The sequence below is a fragment of the Aequorivita nionensis genome (assembly GCF_046352995.1).
GTDB classification, from domain to species: domain Bacteria; phylum Bacteroidota; class Bacteroidia; order Flavobacteriales; family Flavobacteriaceae; genus Aequorivita; species Aequorivita nionensis.
In genome coordinates this window covers 2391208-2408960 of record NZ_CP130281.1, presented here as the reverse complement: position 1 = coordinate 2408960, position 17753 = coordinate 2391208, and the positions used below count along the sequence as shown (strand labels likewise).

18 protein-coding genes are annotated in these 17753 nt (G+C 39.1%); 4 read left to right on the top strand and 14 right to left on the bottom strand.

Annotation, left to right across the window (positions count from 1 at the left end):
* Window positions 1-18: 18 nt before the first annotated feature.
* The 8 genes from Q2U82_RS10915 to Q2U82_RS10880 form a co-directional block, all read right to left on the bottom strand.
* Window positions 19-855, bottom strand: a complete 837-nt coding sequence (locus Q2U82_RS10915) for a universal stress protein (protein ID WP_410004903.1) — start codon at window positions 853-855, stop codon at window positions 19-21.
* An 11-nt stretch (window positions 856-866) separates the two neighbouring features.
* Window positions 867-1166, bottom strand: coding sequence for a ribosome hibernation-promoting factor, HPF/YfiA family (gene hpf, locus Q2U82_RS10910; protein ID WP_410004902.1), 300 nt, complete (start codon window positions 1164-1166; stop codon window positions 867-869).
* A gap of 181 nt (window positions 1167-1347) precedes the next feature.
* Window positions 1348-1554: a DUF2892 domain-containing protein gene (locus Q2U82_RS10905; RefSeq protein ID WP_410004901.1), complete on the bottom strand. Its 207-nt coding sequence runs from the start codon at window positions 1552-1554 to the stop codon at window positions 1348-1350.
* 108 nt (window positions 1555-1662) lie between these two features.
* A complete protein-coding gene (locus Q2U82_RS10900) occupies window positions 1663-1968 on the bottom strand; it encodes a hypothetical protein (RefSeq protein ID WP_410004900.1) in 306 nt (101 codons plus the stop codon).
* Window positions 1969-2078: 110 nt separating this feature from the next.
* Window positions 2079-5276, bottom strand: coding sequence for an efflux RND transporter permease subunit (locus Q2U82_RS10895; RefSeq protein ID WP_410004899.1), 3198 nt, complete (start codon window positions 5274-5276; stop codon window positions 2079-2081).
* A 2-nt stretch (window positions 5277-5278) separates the two neighbouring features.
* Window positions 5279-6358 (bottom strand): efflux RND transporter periplasmic adaptor subunit, encoded by a 1080-nt coding sequence (locus Q2U82_RS10890; protein WP_410004898.1) that lies wholly within the window; start codon window positions 6356-6358, stop codon window positions 5279-5281.
* An 86-nt stretch (window positions 6359-6444) separates the two neighbouring features.
* On the bottom strand, window positions 6445-7749 hold the full coding sequence (locus Q2U82_RS10885) for a TolC family protein (protein WP_410004897.1): 1305 nt from the start codon (window positions 7747-7749) through the stop codon (window positions 6445-6447).
* 221 nt (window positions 7750-7970) lie between these two features.
* Complete coding sequence (locus tag Q2U82_RS10880; RefSeq protein WP_410004896.1) at window positions 7971-8360, bottom strand: DUF302 domain-containing protein; 390 nt, start codon at window positions 8358-8360, stop codon at window positions 7971-7973.
* A 179-nt stretch (window positions 8361-8539) separates the two neighbouring features.
* On the opposite strand from Q2U82_RS10880, the gene Q2U82_RS10875 reads away from it, so the two are divergent.
* On the top strand, window positions 8540-8938 hold the full coding sequence (locus tag Q2U82_RS10875) for a transposase (protein WP_410004652.1): 399 nt from the start codon (window positions 8540-8542) through the stop codon (window positions 8936-8938).
* Window positions 8935-9783: an IS3 family transposase gene (locus tag Q2U82_RS10870; RefSeq protein ID WP_410004651.1), complete on the top strand. Its 849-nt coding sequence runs from the start codon at window positions 8935-8937 to the stop codon at window positions 9781-9783. Before Q2U82_RS10875 ends, Q2U82_RS10870 begins: the two co-directional genes overlap by 4 nt.
* A 222-nt stretch (window positions 9784-10005) precedes the next feature.
* Here Q2U82_RS10870 and Q2U82_RS10865 read toward each other — a convergent pair whose 3' ends face one another.
* Window positions 10006-10476 carry a hypothetical protein gene (locus Q2U82_RS10865; protein WP_410004895.1) on the bottom strand — a complete coding sequence of 157 codons (471 nt, stop codon included), beginning with the start codon at window positions 10474-10476 and terminating at the stop codon, window positions 10006-10008.
* On the opposite strand from Q2U82_RS10865, the gene Q2U82_RS10860 reads away from it, so the two are divergent.
* Both Q2U82_RS10860 and Q2U82_RS10855 read left to right on the top strand, forming a co-directional pair.
* The gene (locus tag Q2U82_RS10860) at window positions 10468-10599 is read left to right on the top strand and encodes a hypothetical protein (protein WP_410004894.1); all 132 of its coding nucleotides are present in this window, start codon (window positions 10468-10470) and stop codon (window positions 10597-10599) included. The two genes, Q2U82_RS10865 and Q2U82_RS10860, sit on opposite strands and share 9 nt — an antisense overlap.
* Before the next feature lie 798 nt (window positions 10600-11397).
* Window positions 11398-11820: a helix-turn-helix domain-containing protein gene (locus Q2U82_RS10855; RefSeq protein ID WP_068762969.1), complete on the top strand. Its 423-nt coding sequence runs from the start codon at window positions 11398-11400 to the stop codon at window positions 11818-11820.
* On the opposite strand, the gene Q2U82_RS10850 is transcribed toward Q2U82_RS10855, so the two are convergent.
* The 5 genes from Q2U82_RS10850 to Q2U82_RS10830 form a co-directional block, all read right to left on the bottom strand.
* The gene (locus Q2U82_RS10850; RefSeq protein WP_068762970.1) at window positions 11817-12506 is read right to left on the bottom strand and encodes a nucleotidyl transferase AbiEii/AbiGii toxin family protein; all 690 of its coding nucleotides are present in this window, start codon (window positions 12504-12506) and stop codon (window positions 11817-11819) included. The two genes, Q2U82_RS10855 and Q2U82_RS10850, sit on opposite strands and share 4 nt — an antisense overlap.
* Window positions 12499-13020 (bottom strand): hypothetical protein, encoded by a 522-nt coding sequence (locus tag Q2U82_RS10845; protein WP_410004893.1) that lies wholly within the window; start codon window positions 13018-13020, stop codon window positions 12499-12501. Before Q2U82_RS10845 ends, Q2U82_RS10850 begins: the two co-directional genes overlap by 8 nt.
* A gap of 698 nt (window positions 13021-13718) precedes the next feature.
* Window positions 13719-15254, bottom strand: coding sequence for a DUF7017 domain-containing protein (locus Q2U82_RS10840; protein WP_410004892.1), 1536 nt, complete (start codon window positions 15252-15254; stop codon window positions 13719-13721).
* Window positions 15235-17373, bottom strand: coding sequence for an ATP-dependent RecD-like DNA helicase (locus Q2U82_RS10835; RefSeq protein WP_410004891.1), 2139 nt, complete (start codon window positions 17371-17373; stop codon window positions 15235-15237). The genes Q2U82_RS10840 and Q2U82_RS10835 overlap by 20 nt, the downstream gene beginning before the upstream one ends.
* Window positions 17373-17735 (bottom strand): hypothetical protein, encoded by a 363-nt coding sequence (locus tag Q2U82_RS10830; protein WP_410004890.1) that lies wholly within the window; start codon window positions 17733-17735, stop codon window positions 17373-17375. The genes Q2U82_RS10835 and Q2U82_RS10830 overlap by 1 nt, the downstream gene beginning before the upstream one ends.
* Window positions 17736-17753: the final 18 nt, after the last annotated feature.

Here is a 17753-nt window from a genome sequence, read left to right as displayed (position 1 = left end):
GATGTCGATAGCAATTAACTATACTTTAAATGTCAATACCGGTAAATCTGAATGGTTTACCACATCTTCCCCAATACTTCCGGAAAAGAAATGCGCCAAGCCTTGGCGACCTTGAGTGGGCAACGCAATAATATCTGCACTGCTCACTTGGCTGAAGCCAAATATTCCTGCCTCCACAGAATATTCGTTGTATTGAATAACCTTGTTCAAACTTTCAAGCGGATTTGGTTCCCCTGCGCTTTTCAAAAAGTTGAGAATTCGTTTTTCAATTTCGCGAGTGCTTCTAAAATCGCCCGCAAGGTTCACATAGAGCATCTGCATATTAATCCCCAAGGCATCAAACATTTTTTGCGCACGTTTGTAGGAACCTATGGAATTCTCTAAAAAGTCGCAAGCAAAAACGCCAAGCTCTGGATTGAAATTTTCGTGACGATGCTTTATAACCAACACTGGTATTTCTGAAGTACGCACTACTTTTTCGGTATTACTACCTACAAAAACTTCTTTTAAACCTGAGCTACCGTGGGAACCCATTACAATTAAATCTGCTTTAAAATCAAGGGCTACATCATTCAGCTCGCTAAAAATTTTATAATTGTGAACTGCGTCAGTAACTTTAATTCCTTCCAAATAATCCTTATCAAGGAATTCAGCAAATCGCTTTTCGGCCAACCTCATATAAAACATCGCTTCCATAGTCTCCTTGCTTTCATCGCGAGTTATAATTGCATCGTTTAGGCCCATCATATGCACTGCAATTATTTCGGCATTGTGTTTTTTGGCAATGCCAGCAGCAACCTCAAGGGCATAATCTGAATGTTGGGAAAAATCTACTGGTACTAATATTTTCTTCATGATACTTATTTTTAATGTGTTGTGAACTTAGCTTTGCGCTTTTTTAATTGTTTTTCCAAATCGGAAATAGTTTCTTTTGCAGCAGCTTCAAAAGTTGCCTCTTTTGATGTTGCAAAAATTTTCGGTCCCGGAAGGCTCAATTCCATTTCACAAATATTGCCTTTGCCGTAAACGTTGTTTTCCAACTTAAAGCTTACATCGGCCCTAATGAGCCACTCATATTTTTCGGCAAGTTTTTGAAGTTTCTTTTCTACGTATTCGTTCATCGCCGCACTGGCAGGCATTTTCACATATTGGATTTTTATAGTCATGGTACTCAGAATTGGTTTATATTTCTCAAATATATCCCTTTTTCACGGGTTTTGAAATGACCAATGTCATATTACAACCGATGATTGAAGTTTGATAATGGACATTTTTTTTAATAAAAAATCCTGTTCCAATAAACAACGGAGCAGGATTTATAGATGTAGAATTATTATGGGTTATGCTTTATGCACAGCAACTTTCCCCTTCGTCTTTTACGCCCAGTTTTTTAAGGATTTTTTCCATCAAGCACCATTTTGTAAAAGATGATTGCAACAAATTGACGCCCACAAAACCCGTGAACCACAACCAATTAATATTCACATATACAGCCAACAAAAGGCTAATCAAAATAAAAGTTCCGGCAATTGCCCTGATATATCTGTTAATCATAATTATAAATTTTAGTTATGTATTAGTTTATATGTTTATGGTTTTAAACTCTTCAACCCCTCGACTCTTCAACTCCTCAACTTCTCAACCCCTAAACTCCTCAACTTTTTAAATACTTCTCTCAATGGGCACCACCACCGCATGGATCGGGTTGTTGGTTTCAAGATTTTTATTGAATTCCTTTACTAAATCGAAAAAAGAATCAATCTTCTCCTCTTCGGTAAAAGAGAAAAACATACTGCTATCCGCCCCACCCTTTTCCGATGGGAACCAACTGGAATTCATCATAAAGGAAGACGCATTTTTATAGCCCTCAATATCAGAACCGCTATAGCTCTCAATATTCGCTTTTTTGAAAAGTTGCAGCACGTCTTTCTGAAATTCGTCCACAACGGTTACTATCAGTAGTTTCATTGGGTTATTGTGTGTTGTTTATTGTTTTTATTTATTCAAAGTCAAATAAACTTGATCGTCTTAAGTCTTAAGTCTTTGTTCTTTGTTCTCTGTTCTTTGTTCTTAGTTATTTACTCTTTATAATTCTTCCGTTCAATCATATAATAAACCAACGGAACAACCAGTAACGTTAGCACTGTAGAAACTATGGTTCCACCCATCAGCGAAATGGCAAGTCCTTGAAAAATTGGGTCAAACAGTATTACAAATGCTCCAATCACCACCGTTCCGGCAGTTAATAAAATTGGGGTTGTCCGTACGGCTCCCGCTTCAATTACTGCTTGTTTCAGCGGAATTCCCTCAGCAGTTCGAAGATTTATAAAGTCAATCAACAACACCGAGTTTCGCACCATTATTCCTGCTAGGGCAATCATCCCAATAAAGGAAGTAGCGGTAAAAAATGCGCCCATTATCCAGTGGCCAAGCACAATCCCTATCAATGAGAGGGGAATGGCAACCATCATAACAACAGGTGCCTTAAAGTTTTGGAACCAACCAACGATCAAAATGTAAATGATGATGATTACACCCAAAAAGGCAATCCCCAAATCGCGGAATACTTCCAGTGTAATCTGCCATTCGCCATCCCATTTCACCGTAAAATCGTCTTCGTGTTCGGGTTGCTGTAAATACAGTTCGTTCATTTTGTAACCCGCTGGCAACTCAATTTCATTGAGCTTGTCGGTCATTCCCAATATGGCATACACCGGGCTTTCGAGTTCACCGGCCATATCTGCCAACACATAGACCACCCGTTTTTGGTTTTTGCGATAAATACTCTTGGCACGGATGCTTTCCCGGATATCGACCAAATCGCCCACCGAAACCATATTGCCCTGCTTGGATGCAATCTTCAACTGCGAAATATCCTGGATAGTAGATTTTTCCTTTTCATCCAAAGCAAGCAATATCCCTACTTGTTTCGTCGCTGTTTCATCATATAGATTGGTTACGGGCCTATCTGAAAGCGCCATATTCATTGTATAGACAATCTGCTGTGGCGCAACGCCATAGCGCATTGCCTTTTCCTTGTCTATGATAAATTCATACTCCTTTTGGTCGGCTTCCACCATCCAATCCACGTCAACCACGTCCTGGGTTTCGTTTAAAATGTTTTCAACTTTTTTCGCAACCGCAATTTGTTGATCGTAATCAGGCCCATAAATTTCTGCAACAATTGTTGATAATACTGGCGGCCCCGGCGGCACTTCCACTATTTTTACATTGGCGCCAAACTTCCTTCCAATTTCCTGAATGCGCGGTCGCAGTTGTTTGGCAATATCGTGGCTTTGCAGGCTTCGGTCTTCCTTGCCAACCAAATTCACCTGAATATCGGCCATATTGCTACCGCCACGTAAATCGTAATGACGCACCAAACCATTAAAGGTTATGGGTGCCGAAGTACCAACGTAATTTTGATAATTCACTACCAAGGGCTGTGTGGAAAGGTATTGTCCAATTTCACGGGCAACCACTGCTGTTCTTTCCAAAGTGGTTCCCTCTGGCATATCTATCACTACCTGCATTTCGTTTTTATTGTCGAAAGGCAGCATTTTCACGGCAACCGATTTGGTAAAAAACATCATTATCGATCCCAAAAGCATCACAATGGTAATCCCCAAAAACAGCCAACGTGTTTTTTTGTTTTCGATTAAAGGGGTTTCAAATTTTGAGTAAATTCTATAAATAAAAGTACGCTCCAAAGGTTTTTCGGGCTTCGGAGCTTTTCCTTTTTTCTCTTTTTCACGAAGGAATATATATCCTAAATACGGAGTAATGGTCAGTGCCACAAACAATGAAAGTATCATTGCTATCGAAGCCCCAATAGGCATCGGTGACATATACGGCCCCATCAATCCGGAAACGAAAGCCATTGGCAAAACGGAAGCGATTACGGTAAAGGTTGCCAAAATGGTGGGGTTTCCCACCTCATTTATCGCATAAATAGCGGCCTGCTTAAACGGCAAGCGTTTCATTTTAAAATGCCTGTGCATGTTTTCGGCTATGATGATGGAGTCGTCCACCACAATTCCCGTTACGAATACCAAAGCGAAAAGTGTGATTCGGTTCAATGTATAATCGAGCAGATAATAACTCAAAAGCGTGAGCGCAAAGGTGATGGGTACCGAAAGAAAAACCACCAAACCACCGCGCCAACCCATAGCGAGCATCACTACCAAAGTAACAGCTATAATAGCGCCTATAAGGTGCATCAACAATTCCGAAACCTTGTGGGAAGCTGTTTCCCCATAGTTTCGGGTTATTTCCACGTGTACGTCATCTGGAATAAGGTTACTTCGCAAATGGTCAACCTTGTCGATAATTACATCGGCAATTTTCATTGCATCGGCGCCTTTTCTTTTTGCTACGGAAATGGTTACGGCAGGATATTCGGAAGGATACTTTGAAATATTATCACTAGCGCCTCCAAACCCAAAGGAAACATATTGTCTCGGGATTTCAGGGCCGTCAAAAATAGCTGCAATCTGTTTTAAATAAATGGGTTGGTTCTGCTGTACGCCCACTACCAAGTTTTCCACATCTGTTACGGACTTTAGGAAATTTCCCGTTGTAACCAAAAACTCCGTATCGTTCTTATCAAAACTGCCCGAGCCCATTTGCTGGTTGTTTACCTTTATCATTTCGGCAACTCCTAAAAAGTCGAGACCGCTTGCGGCTAGTTTGTCTTTGTCCAAAACAACCCGCAACTGCCTATTGCGCCCTCCTATCTTTTGGGTGGCGGAAACTTGATTTACTTTTTCAATTTCCTGGGTAAGCTCGTCTGAAATTTGCTTCAGCTGAAAATCGTCGTAATTCTCGCTCCAAAGCGTTATCCCAAGCATCGGCACATCGTCGATAGCACGTGGTTTCACAAGCGGCATGGTCACACCCGGAGGCATTTGGTCCATATGCTTGTTCATTTCGTTGTAAAGTTTTACGAAAGATCGCTCAATATCCTCGCCCACATAAAACTGTACGATAACCATCGCCCCTTCCTTGGAAGAAGTGGAATATACATACTCCACCCCGGGAATGTTGGAAACCAATTTCTCCAACGGTTTTACCACTCTCGATTCCACTTCGGTTGGGGAGGCGCCGGGGTAGCCCACGAAGATGTCGGCCATCGCCACATCAATCTGTGGTTCTTCCTCGCGCGGTATCAAAAACGAACTGTAAACGCCGATGACCATAAAAACGATCATCAACAGCACAGTAAGCTTTGAGCCTATAAATAACTTGGCAATTTTGCCCGCTAATCCGTCCTTCATACTTATTGTTTAATGGTTATTTTCGCTCCGTTGAAAAGTTTTCCTTCGGAAGAAATAATATAATTTTCATCTGCGGCAAGGCCCGAAAGTATTTCCACATTATCGCCGAAAGTAAGTCCAACTCTCAACCAACGCAATATTGCGGTATTGCTTTGACTTACTGTGTAAATTCCTGTTAATTGTCCGCGTTTTACCAAGGCTTCCGTTGGAACCATAACTGTAGTAGTTTCGGTTTTCTTTTCTATTGGAAACTGAACCGTGGCGTACATACCCGAAAGTATACTTGCATCGGTTTTGTCCAAAACTACTTTTACCAAATACTGCCCGCCCGTGTTTTTGGCGGAAGTACTCACTTCGGTAACCGTGCCGGGAAGTATTTTATCCGAAGATTTTACAATCACTTGTACCTCCGTTCCAGACTTTATTTTTGAAATTTCACTTTCGGGAACTGAAGCCGTTACTTCAAAATTGCCTGGCCCTTCCATTGAAATCAATGGAACCCCGGGATTTGCCATATCGCCCGCTTCAATGAATTTATTGGTAACCACGCCACTAAATGGCGCGCGAAGGTTTACATAGGCAAACTGCGATTGCACTTCGTTTTTCATCTGTTTTGCGCCTTCCAATCTAGCCTTTGCCATTTCGTATCGAGCACGCTGGTCGTCGAGTTCCTTTTGGCTTGCGCTATTGTCAGCAAAAAGGTTTTGAAACCGTTGGTAGTCCTTTTCGGCATTGTTAAAAGCCGCCTGAGCCTCGGTAATGCCGGCACTGGTCTGGGCTTGTTTTGCAGAAAGGTCAGCGTTGTTGATGCTTACCAACAACTGCCCTTTTGAAACCTTGTCGCCCACATTTACGTGTACCTTATCCACAAAGCCCATCATTCGGGTGCTGAGGGTGGCGCTATTTGCAGCTTCAATTTTTCCGCTGGCTGTTAAAAACGGTGAATTGTTTTCCGCAGCTACCGAACTTACGGTTACCGGCACTGCAGGAGTATTATCAATATTTTTTTCTTCGGAAGCATTGCCGCAGCTGGCTAGGCTTAAAACTCCGAGGAAAAACAGACTTGTGTATAGTGACTTCATATAAATATTTTTAAATCTTTTTTGATACTGTATTTAATTTCGATTTTTGGATTTGGATTTGGATTTCGATTTCGATTTCGATTTCATTAGTTTTTAGTTAAAAACTGAAGGTATGCCAAAGCGTAATTATGTTGAAAAACGGTATTAAAATATTCCAACTGCTTTTGGGAAAACTGGGTTTCAGCCATTAAAAGATCTGTTGTTTTTTCCAGACCTTCCTTAAATCTGTTGGTTCGGATTCTCAATGCTTCTTTTGATTGCTCCAGCGCCAACTCGGTCAGATTTAAATTGTTTTTCGCATCCTGGAACATACGTTTTGCCTTGTTCAGCTCCAATTGGCTTTCGGCTTTGTATTGCTCCAATTCCAAATTTGCCTTGTTGAATTCAGCCTTGCTTTTTTGGGTTTTCCCGAAACGTTTTGAGCCTTCAAAGAGATTCCAGCTAAGGGATGCCCCGAATAAATAGCCATTGGCATCTGCCTGAAAAATCTGATCGTCGTAAAGCTCATAGCTTCCAAAAGCATTCAGTCTTGGCAAAAACGTCATTTTATCGGCCTTGTAATTTTGTTTGTAGGCTTCCGCGGCAAATTCCATCGCCTGAATATCGGCCCTGGAATCGGATAGGGTTTCAGCGGAATTCAATTCCGAAGAAACCGTCAACGAATCCGTTGGTTTTAAAACACCGGAAACCTCTTCATTCATTAACATTGTAAGATATTCTGAAGCATTTATCACATTGCTTTTTGCGTATTGCAATTGGTTCTCTACCTCAGTAACACGCACCTGCACCGCCAAAACATCGCTCTGTTGCAAATATCCCTGTTTAAAACTATTGTTAGCCAATCGCAGGTTTTCGTTGGCGGCATTAAAAGCTTTTTCCAAAACCTCCACACTTTTATAGGCCAACTGCAACTGCATATAGGCTTTTTCAGTTTCCAGGGAAAGGTAATCGCCAGTTCTAACCAATTGCATTTGGGTGGCCTCCCATGTTGCCCTTGCCGCTTTTCTTTGGAAAATACCATCAACGTTTATAAGGGGCTGTTGCACTTCAAACTTTGTTGCGAACAGGTTTATTTGGGAAGGATCGTTTAATTTATTCGGATCAAAATCGGCTTGGGTCACTATTTCCTGGTTCAACTTAAACCCAAAAGCCATCAACGGATTGGTCGTTGCCATTCCTGTATGCGACGCAGTAATATTAGGCAGGAAAACCGCATTGGTTTGGTTGTAATCACCTTTGGCGGCAAGCACCTGTTGCTCCCCTATTTTTAGCTGATTGTTTTGTGTACTAACCTTTTCCAAAACCTCAGCTTTGGAAATTGGGATTGTTTCTTGCGCAAAAACCAGTGCGGGCAAGAAACCGAGAAATAGAAAAAACTTGTTGATCTTCATTTTTTAAATTAATTTGATGCAAACATAGTTCAGAATTTAACAACGGTCAGTAACTAATGTTACCGAAGAAGTAGTGAGAAGTGAGAAATGAGAAGTGAGTAGTGAATATTAAGTATTGATAATTGATAATTGAAGCTAAAAAGAGACTGCCTATTAAGACAGCCTCTTCACTAACCAAATAAATCTGCACTTATCAGGAACGAACCAACCAAGAAACGCTCCTAAATACTTTTAATGACCTTGGTCAATTTTTCTTGAACATCTTTGGCTATACTTACCAAAGCAACGTTTTGTACCGCCATCATCGAGGCCGCGGGATCTACCGCTGAAACCTCAACAGTGCCGGGCTCTCGCTCCTGAACTATCACGTTGCAGGGCAGCATAGTCCCTATTTTGTTTTCAGCTTGTAGCGCTTGATGTGCCATTTGTGGGTTGCAGGCACCTAGAATGGTATAATTGTAAAAATCGGCATCCAATTTCTTTTTTAGGGTGGCCTTTATATCTATTTCGGTCAACACACCGAAACCTTCCTCTTTTAAAGCTGCCGTTGTCTTTTCAATGGCATCCTTAAAAGTGGTGTTTTTTAATGTTGTACTGATGTAATAACTCATGATTTTTGGATTATTTAATTTGCTTTAACAATCTGAAACAAAGATAAGCCTGCAAAACGGGAAGTTCTGTAACAAAGATTACATAAGGGAAAATTTATGAAATACGAGGTAAGAAGTACGAGGTACGAGGTAAGATGTACGTCCCTGATATAGGTTGACCACTTAAAGTGTGGAAAACTATGAAAGCAAATGTACGAAGTATTCGCAAGACGCGTAAATACTCAATTGAATTTAAAAAACGAATTGTTGCAGATTTTGAAAACGGTAAGTTCAGTGTGCTTCAACTAGAGAAGCTACACGGAGTATCAGAACAGTCGATTTATCGTTGGATCTATAAATTCTCTACCTTTAGCGAGAAAGGATTCAGAATCGTAGAGATGAAGGACAGCAGCAACAAAAAAATGAAGGAGCTCGAGGCTCGTGTAAAGGAGCTTGAGCGCACTGTGGGCCGCAAGCAGATAATGATCGATTATCTGGAGAAGATGATGGAGATAGCCAAGGATGAACTTGACATCGACATCAAAAAAAACTTCGGCACCCCACAATCAACTGGTTCCGGGAAAACAAACAAAAAATGAGTTTTTCCCTAAACAGTCTCTACAGAGAAGTTGGCCTGAGCAAGCAGGCCGTTGCCCAGTACGATACTAGGCAAAAGGTCTTTGATAGCAAAACAGCACAGCTGGTCCTTGAAGCAGACGAACTGCGAGCGGACCATCCAGGTTGTGGGGTGGAGAAAATGTACTATACACTTAAGCCCGACTTTATGGGAAGGGATCGGTTTATAGAACTCATGATGGAACTGGGATATCGCTTGAAGCGTAAAAAGAATTACAAAAAAACAACAATCGCTTCAAAGATCTATTATCCCAACCTTATAAAAGGAATGGAAATTGACCGTCCATCGATGGTGTGGCAGTCCGACATTACCTACATACCCATCGGCAACAGACATTATTACGCAGTCTTTATAATAGATGTCTATACCAAGAAAATTGTAGGCTATAAGGTCTCTGGCACTATGCGGGCACGGGCAAATATGGATGCCTTAAATATGGCCCTGAGAGAAAACGATGCTCCGTTGATACACCATAGCGACAGAGGAAGCCAATATACTTATAAAGAGTACATAGGCCTTCTAAAGCGCAATGGAAGTCAGATAAGTATGGCACTCTCCGCCCAGGACAATGCCTTTGCCGAGCGTATCAACAGGACCATAAAAGAAGAATACCTGGACCACTGGAAGCCCAAGGACTTTGGCCAATTAAGAAGAATGACGGCAAAAGCCGTAAAGAACTATAACAACAAAAGATTGCATAACAACAATGACAGAATGAGCCCTGAAAAGTTCATAACCCAATTTTCTTTCTTGAGGCCTCAAGAAAGAAAATTGATGACTATTTTTGACAATGAATTAATTAACTAAAAACGGTCAACGCTAATCAGGGAAGTTCAAGAACCCACAACCCATAACCCACAACCCATAACCGACAACTCACAACCGAAAACTCACAACCGAAAACTCACAACCGAAAACCCACAACCGAAAACCCACAACCGACAACCCACAACCGAAAACCCACAACCGAAAACCCACAACCGAAAACCCACAACCGAAAACCCACAACCAAAAACTCACAACCGAAAACTAATTCGCCGGCGTAATCATAATATGCGAGCGGTGGGTGCCCGCATCCATCAGCCAGGGCATGCCGGGGGCTTGGGGTTTTGTGGGCAGGCCGGTGCTTTCGCCCGTCATATAGGGTTTGTAGATTACGTAGCGTATCTTGCTCTTTAGCAGTTCGCCCGTTTCGGCGCTATAGTCCTTTTCCTCTCCCGCCAAAATATATACCATAGACGGTTCCGAAGGCATTTTAAGGGTGCCCGTCTCTATTTCATTTTTTCGGGCCTCACGCTTTTCTTCGTTTGATTTGCCCTCAGCCGCCAACTCCCGGCCCCGAGCCATAAAAGGTTCCAATTCGGCGCCATAACATGCAACATTTATTCCTTTTTTGTTGGGATCGTCTGCCAAACATACCATGCCATTGTTGCCCTCGCGCAGGGTGACGAGCCTTCCTTCTTGGTTATAGCCTAAAACCGTAGCCCCATCATGGTACATTTCTGGGGCAGCCAGGATGGCGGTCTTAATCTGTATGTCCTTTGGCAGAATCTTGTTTTGGGCGAAGGAGGAGAACGCCACTGCCAAAATGAAAACAATCATTATTTTTTTCATAGTCCGTAGGTTTTAAAAATGAAGGTTTAAGATACGGAATTTTTGAGGGATTATGGGAGTGGGTTGTTGCGGATACTGATATGTTTTATGGGCAATGGATTTGGTCACGCGTTGCAAACGCGCACTAACCGAGGTTCGACTGCACTTACTCCGACATTCTCATTTTCGATTTCGATTTCGATTTCGATTTCGGTTTCAAAAGAAGTTTAAAAGGCAGGTAAACATACCTTATTTATTACTATTTATTAATCCCCCAAAGCTTCGCCCCCTTTTAAGGGGGAGATCCGCCAACGGCGGAGAGGGGGTGCTGCATAAATCAATCCACGATCAACACTTCACGTTTCACGCTTCACCACTCACAAACTCACAAACTCACAAACTCACAAACTCACAAACTCACAAATTCACAAAAAACGCCTTGAAAGAAGGTTGAAGAAAGAAAAACCGACCAAGCCCCATTCAAAAGGGCTCGTTTAAATTTTTTTACGAAATTCTATGGTTTAGGCTTACATTTCCTTTCCAAAACAATTTCAATCTCACTAATAAACTTTTTATAATCCTTCTTAATCTTATCTGCAAAGCATGGAGAACGTTCTCCTTTAAGACAATACCTAACGTATCTTGGTGATATTTTATATTACTTAGCCAGCGCCTTTACAAGTGTTGCGCTATAAGTTTGCTTCATTTTAACTATATTTACAAATTATATAAACTGTTCCCACTTATTGAACAGATATTTAAACTGAAAATCAAATATATAAACACTTTGTTTATTATGCAAATTTTATACACAAAAAGTTTATAATTATGGATAAAGCCATAATGTTAGATAGGATTAAAGATCACTATAGTTTTCAAACGGATGTGGATTTTGCTAAATTTCTAGGAATTACACCGCAAACATTTTCTAATTGGAAAAGCAGAAATTCGTTTGATGCCGAACTCCTTTACAATAAGTGTCCAGAGTTAAATCCTTCTTGGTTATTATGTGGGAAGGAACCTATGATAACCGAAAGTAAAATTCAGGAGCTGCAAGTAAACGAAGCGAAGAGCCCCTATATACTCCGCAAAAAATTAACTTATCTGGAAGATGAGATAAAAGTGCTAAGCCAGGCCGATAAAATAATGAGCGAATCTGGGAGCCAAATAAAGAAAGCAATTAAACTCTTAACTGATAAACTACAGCTCACCGAAAAGGAACTTCAACAGGTATTGAAGAAAAAGGGTTAATTAGTAATAAGTTCTATTTTCTCCATCAACATTTGAAATCGCTCCTCTCTAATTAAAGGATGAATATGCATGGCTAGAATTTCCTCAGCTTGAGGATGATTTTTTATAGCAGTCAATTGAGTTTTAATAAATTCTTTAACCTTAATATCAGCTGCCAGAATCTCTTCAACTATAGTTGTTCTGTTATCAATTAGATAGATAATATCTTCGTAATCGTGGCTGCCATAAAAATCATTTTTACCTCTATCTATAAAAGCCTCTAGTTTTGTTGCTAAAAAATAAGGCGAAGGTAAAATATTGATTTTTATCCCTGCTGGTAATTCAATTTGTTGTTGATATTCAAAACCAGGTTTGTACCAACTATTTGAAATTCCGATGCTGCTGTCATCTGCTGGCATTATATCTATGGCAATATCCTTATACTTGTATGAGCAAATTGATTGTCCATGTGGATCTGGATAAAACCCTAATTCTGTCAGACGTTCCTGCATCTGTGTCCATTCTGTATAATTTGCCAAATTGATAGTCATATCAATATCTCCCGTTGGACGCACTTCATCTGCAGCTGGATCATCCGTATATAGGCTAATTACTGCCCCTCCAATAAATACCATTCTATCTCTTAGTTCGTGTAAGCCTTCTGCCACTTGAGCTACTAAGGCTAGATTTATGACCTTATTATGCATTTAGAATTCTATTGTGAAGTTCGTTTTTTGCAATTTCCTTTTCTCTAGTTCTTCCCACCCGTATAGCGTCTACCATGGTGAGCAATTCGTATAATTCTTTATCCCTTATTGATGCTTCTACAACTGTATTATACAAGGGCTCTATAGCTTGCCCTCTTTCATTGCCTTTAGCATATGGCCAAACGTACTTGTCATTTGATATGATAATTTGGTTCAATGGTGCCGCTGAGTGCGCAGTTAAAACTCCTCTTACCAACGCTCCAGGTTGTTGTGGAAAAGCATAAGCAACGCCATGTAATAAGAAATCGATAAACGCCAATTTGTTTACTTTTTTTTTAGCATTGTCTATAAGTCCTGCATATTTAGACCTATTTAATGACTGGCTCACCTCAGACTGGCTTATTCCTAAATCCTCTGCAAGAGTATGATGATACCAGAGCTCTGGACCCAAAGCAATTATTTTTAATAAAATTACCACATCTTGTGGTTTGAGATTGTTTTTTGAAATATTCATACGTACTGCATATTGCGATATGCAATATTAAATTATATATAACTGAAAACCAAATTACTTGATTACTATATTGCATATTGCGATATGCGATATGGCATTGATTTATTATCCTTTAAAATGATTAGCTCTCATACCGGCTTTTGAAAAGATTGCAAAATTATTTCAAAATTAAATCTCCGCACATAAAATAAATGCCTTAAAATCATAGAGTTAAAGCGGCACTGAATAAGTATCTGTGGAATAGCTTGACAGGCCTCTACAATTTTTTTTATAATGATACTTTTTGCTTTGAGGGCCTTTGCAGATTTAGACCTCTGAGACTTCTAGTGAAAATGAGGTGAGAAATAAAAAAATCAATCCACTTAAAAATAAAATTTTGCTTTTTTTCATTGTTTTTAATTTTAAAAACTGGGAATAAAAAAAGAAACTCCTTTTCTTATAATTGGCGTTCAAGCTTTTTTTGAGATTACAAAAGAGGGATGGGAAAAAATCTACAATGTAGAAAACAAACAAGTTGTACTACCTAAAAAACTAGTATCCCACTTAACAGTTTTAACGATAGGTACTACCCGGGGAATTTTACACGCCAAAACAGAAGGCACTCCCTATAATTCCATCATATTACCTACTGTAAATGTAAACGAATTGGTCACTGAAGATGTTATCATTAATTTGGTTAAGTGAGGGTTTTTGATCTACTAATCCTTTGGAGCGCCATCAATTATTTCAACTCCCTTCCATCCCCATTCTTCCTTGGCTTTATTAAAGGATAGAATCGCTTTTGCAGAAATATTCTGACCGTCAATTAAATTTGCAGATTCCACTAAATTGGGTGGTATAAAAACATCATCTATAAATCCGAAGTTTTTATCTTGACGAATTACTATTGCTCCCGACACTTCTTTGAGAGATGGCATAGCCACTTTAGCTTTATCTTTTATAGTTTCAAGCGTCAAGGCTCGATGGAAACCTTCATTCCCAACTGCCTCTATTCGCACTTTTAAAATATCTCCTATTTTTGGATTATTCGTTAAGCCATCGTAATGGAAAAAACCTTGCGTCTTTTTATCTTTAACAAAGCTCAATATCTTTTTATTGTGGTTTACAAATTCAACAGCAATTAGATGCTCGGGAATGTCACTATAGAGCAGTTCCTCCGCTTTTTTTCTGTGCTTTTCATAAAGGTCTTTGTTATTGTGAAGATCGTTTGCTTCTAAATACCAACTACTTTTAGACCATTGCATAATATCATTAGGCACTTTCCATCCCTTAGATTGTCTAACAGCAATTATATTCTTAATTTCTACTTTGGCCTCCGTATATAACTGACGCTCAATTAACAGCTTGGCAAATGCTTGTCTTGTTTTTATTAAAAAATCATTTGGTGTTCTAAGGCTCAAAGCTTTACAATAACAAGCAAATTCCAATTCCTTATCCTCTTTAAATATCTCCGCCATCAACCCCCAAACCCAAAAATCATTTTGCTTTTGCTTGGCAAAGGGTAAAAAGGCCTCGAACACATTATCCCTATCGCCTAACTCCATTAGCATTTGTGCCTTATAATAAGGCAAATACCGATATTCTGGATGTTTATCTATCACATTATCAAGTTGCGGCAAAAACAGCTTTATTTTTCCCTTATCCACTTCTCTAACTGCTCCAAAAGCGTCAATTGCTTCTCCCTCAATGAGCCTTTTGGAATAAGCACCGTACACCTTATCTGCCAAAGCTGGTATTTGCCTATCGCTGTATTCCTCTTGGTTGTAATCTGCATCGCTGAAATTTTCCAGACCCCACCAATCGGCAAACTCAACAAAGCGAGACCAATTTTGAGATCCCTTTTGGAATGCCTTCATCAAAAAACTATAACTCTCTGAAGGTTTTGTAAAATGAAATTCTTTAATGGTATCAAATATTTGATTAATCTTTGAATAATCGATTGGTTCAACGCTTTGTATTTTAAAAACCATACTGCCTACTTGATACGCTGAAGTGTCAAATATCATAACCTCTGCTTCCGGCAAATTAAGATCATTTATCATAATCAGGTTTTCAATAAAGCCGACAAAATTTTCTTCTTGTACATATTTTTTCAAATACTCATAATATACCCAACTAATGTTGCGCTTGCCCCACATATTTTCAGGATTGGCATTGAGTTCTTCTTGAGCCAAAGCCAATGCTTCTTCTAGTTTTCCCGCTTGTCTTAGAGTCTTAATCTCTGCTGCTGGCATAGCTAGTTAGTTTTTCAATTAGTAAATTCAATTTCGTGTCATTATCACATTGAAAGGTTTTAGGCATTGCTGTTGAATAATTGCCATTTCCTTTAAAGTAAAACTGGATATAGCTAAATATACTATCAGTTTGTAAATAGTAAATCACGAAGTATTTTTCCACTTGTTCTTCAATATTTGTAATAGGAATATTCAGCTCAGCGCAAGACTCCCTCATGATGGAATGAAGAATTTGAAGATGATTCAGGCTGGGAGTATAGTTTATATAAAATTCTAACCCACTATTATCATTAAAAATAGCTTCAAGTCTTTTCTCTAAAGTAGTATCCTGAACATTCTGAATCTTAAAAGTATCTATAAAATGACCTGAATCTGTGTGACTTGCCTGAATAGTGTATTTCTGCTTTTGTGTATCAACTATGGTATATCGCTCCAAATATCCTAAGGACTCTACATGCTCTATTTCGAAAACATCCTGCTCCAACTTTTCCTTTACCATCCAATACTTAAAACTCTTTCCCTTGTGATCCTCTTGTTTATGAAATGGAGACGTATTAACCTGTTCAAGAGATAAAGCATTTTTTGGAATTCTATTAACCGAAACAACCTCTGAAAATTTGAGTTTACTAAAGTTTGTAAAATGAGGTGGATTTATTGCATATAGGGTGTTTATCGCTCTTGTAGTGGCTGTATAACACCATCTTAAAGCGTCATTAAATAGACCTATTCTCCCAGAATAATCAACAAATACCTTATCCCATTCCCCTCCCTGCGCTTTATGGCAAGTAATGGCATAACCGTATTTTACACGCAAGGCATTGTAATAAGGATCTGCTTTAAGTGCCTGTTTAAATTCTTCGGAACCCACTTTATGTTTTGGCAGGCCAGATTTGCCACGGCGTTCCTGTTCTTCATTAAAGCGCATTACAAAATTGATATATAACGCTTTTGTCATATCTATTGTTAAATCTCTATCTATTGAGTTTAACAAGGTTTCAATTATGTAGCATTCAATTTCTCCATCATATTGAGGCACTCTAATAGTGATACGTCTAAAATCCAATGATATAGTAAGTCTTTCTTTTTTGCCGCTCTTTACAGACCATACCGGAGCCGAAAGCGTCTCTACTTTTTCAGAGCGATCCACCACTTTCACTATATCGCCATTGTATAATTCTGCGGCATAGGTGTGATAATTATTGTTGTTGATCAATAACAAATCCCCAGGAAGGATATCCTTCTGATTGGGATATAGCGCTTCACGGATTGCATAATTATAATGATAACATTGGGCATTGGAATAGGAGATAATAACGCCATCACCTATTTCAGGTTTTGGATATAATTCTACATAACTATCTATTACATCAATATTGGATAACTCGATACATGTTAATGAGTCAAACTCCAGTTGGAGTTCGTTTCTGGGATGTGAATTTAAAACCTCACGGATTTCGGTGGCGTTTTTTAATATCAGGTTGTTTTCTTGACGCATTACTTCGGTCAATTCTACCATTTGACCCCCATATCCTAACTGCTTAAAATACTCCAAATCCAATGCCCAGGAATAGTTATCGCCCACAGGAGCAAGCTGCGCAGGATCGCCAACGAATATGATTTTATTGTTTTTATTTGAAGAGAAAGCATAGGTCAATAAATCGTCCAATAAAATATTGGTCCCGAAATCAAATAATTCATTCTTGGATTCTTTACTTGAAATCATAGATGCCTCATCAACAATTAAAATACTTTCATCCGTGTTATTTAAATCAATAGGAAAGAAATATTTTAAACTATGATCAGCTACTTCTTCAGAATCTGAATTTATAGCTTCAAGATGTTTTAAATTGTAAATGCTGCTATGTATGGTTCTGCCTGCCCCTGTTTTGTCTCTCAGTATTTTTGCTGCCCTTCCCGTAGGTGCCATTAACTGATATTGTTTTTGAAGGCTTTTCAAGTATTCCACAAACCCTTTTAACAGAGTTGTTTTACCGCTTCCTGCATAGCCTTGGAGGATGAAAATATTGTCATCACTTTGTAAGAATACGGATATTTTCTCTAACGCATTGAGTTGATTGTGTGTGAGGGTGAGGTGTTGGAAGTGGTCTTTTATCTTCATTAATGTATTAAATCTAAAAAAATTAAAAATTCCTCATGTAATTGTTCAAATTTTCTGAACAAAGTCATCGCTTTCTCAAACTTTCCCATTTTGCCCTCCCCTTCTCTAATGTCCGAAAAAATCGTTATAGAATTTTTATCTTGTTGAACGCCAAAATTCTGATCCACGATTCTTCCTCTAAAATAGGTTGTCATGTGATATTGATCCGCAACTCCGTTATGCCACAATACAATACTATTATCATCATAGAAATTGATTCTAATGCCCACAGCAATATCAACCCCTATAATTTCCTTTCCTTTCTTATTACTTTTTTTATAAACTACTTCAATTTGATCCTTTACTAATTGATTAATTTCCATTGTTTTAAATCATTTTAT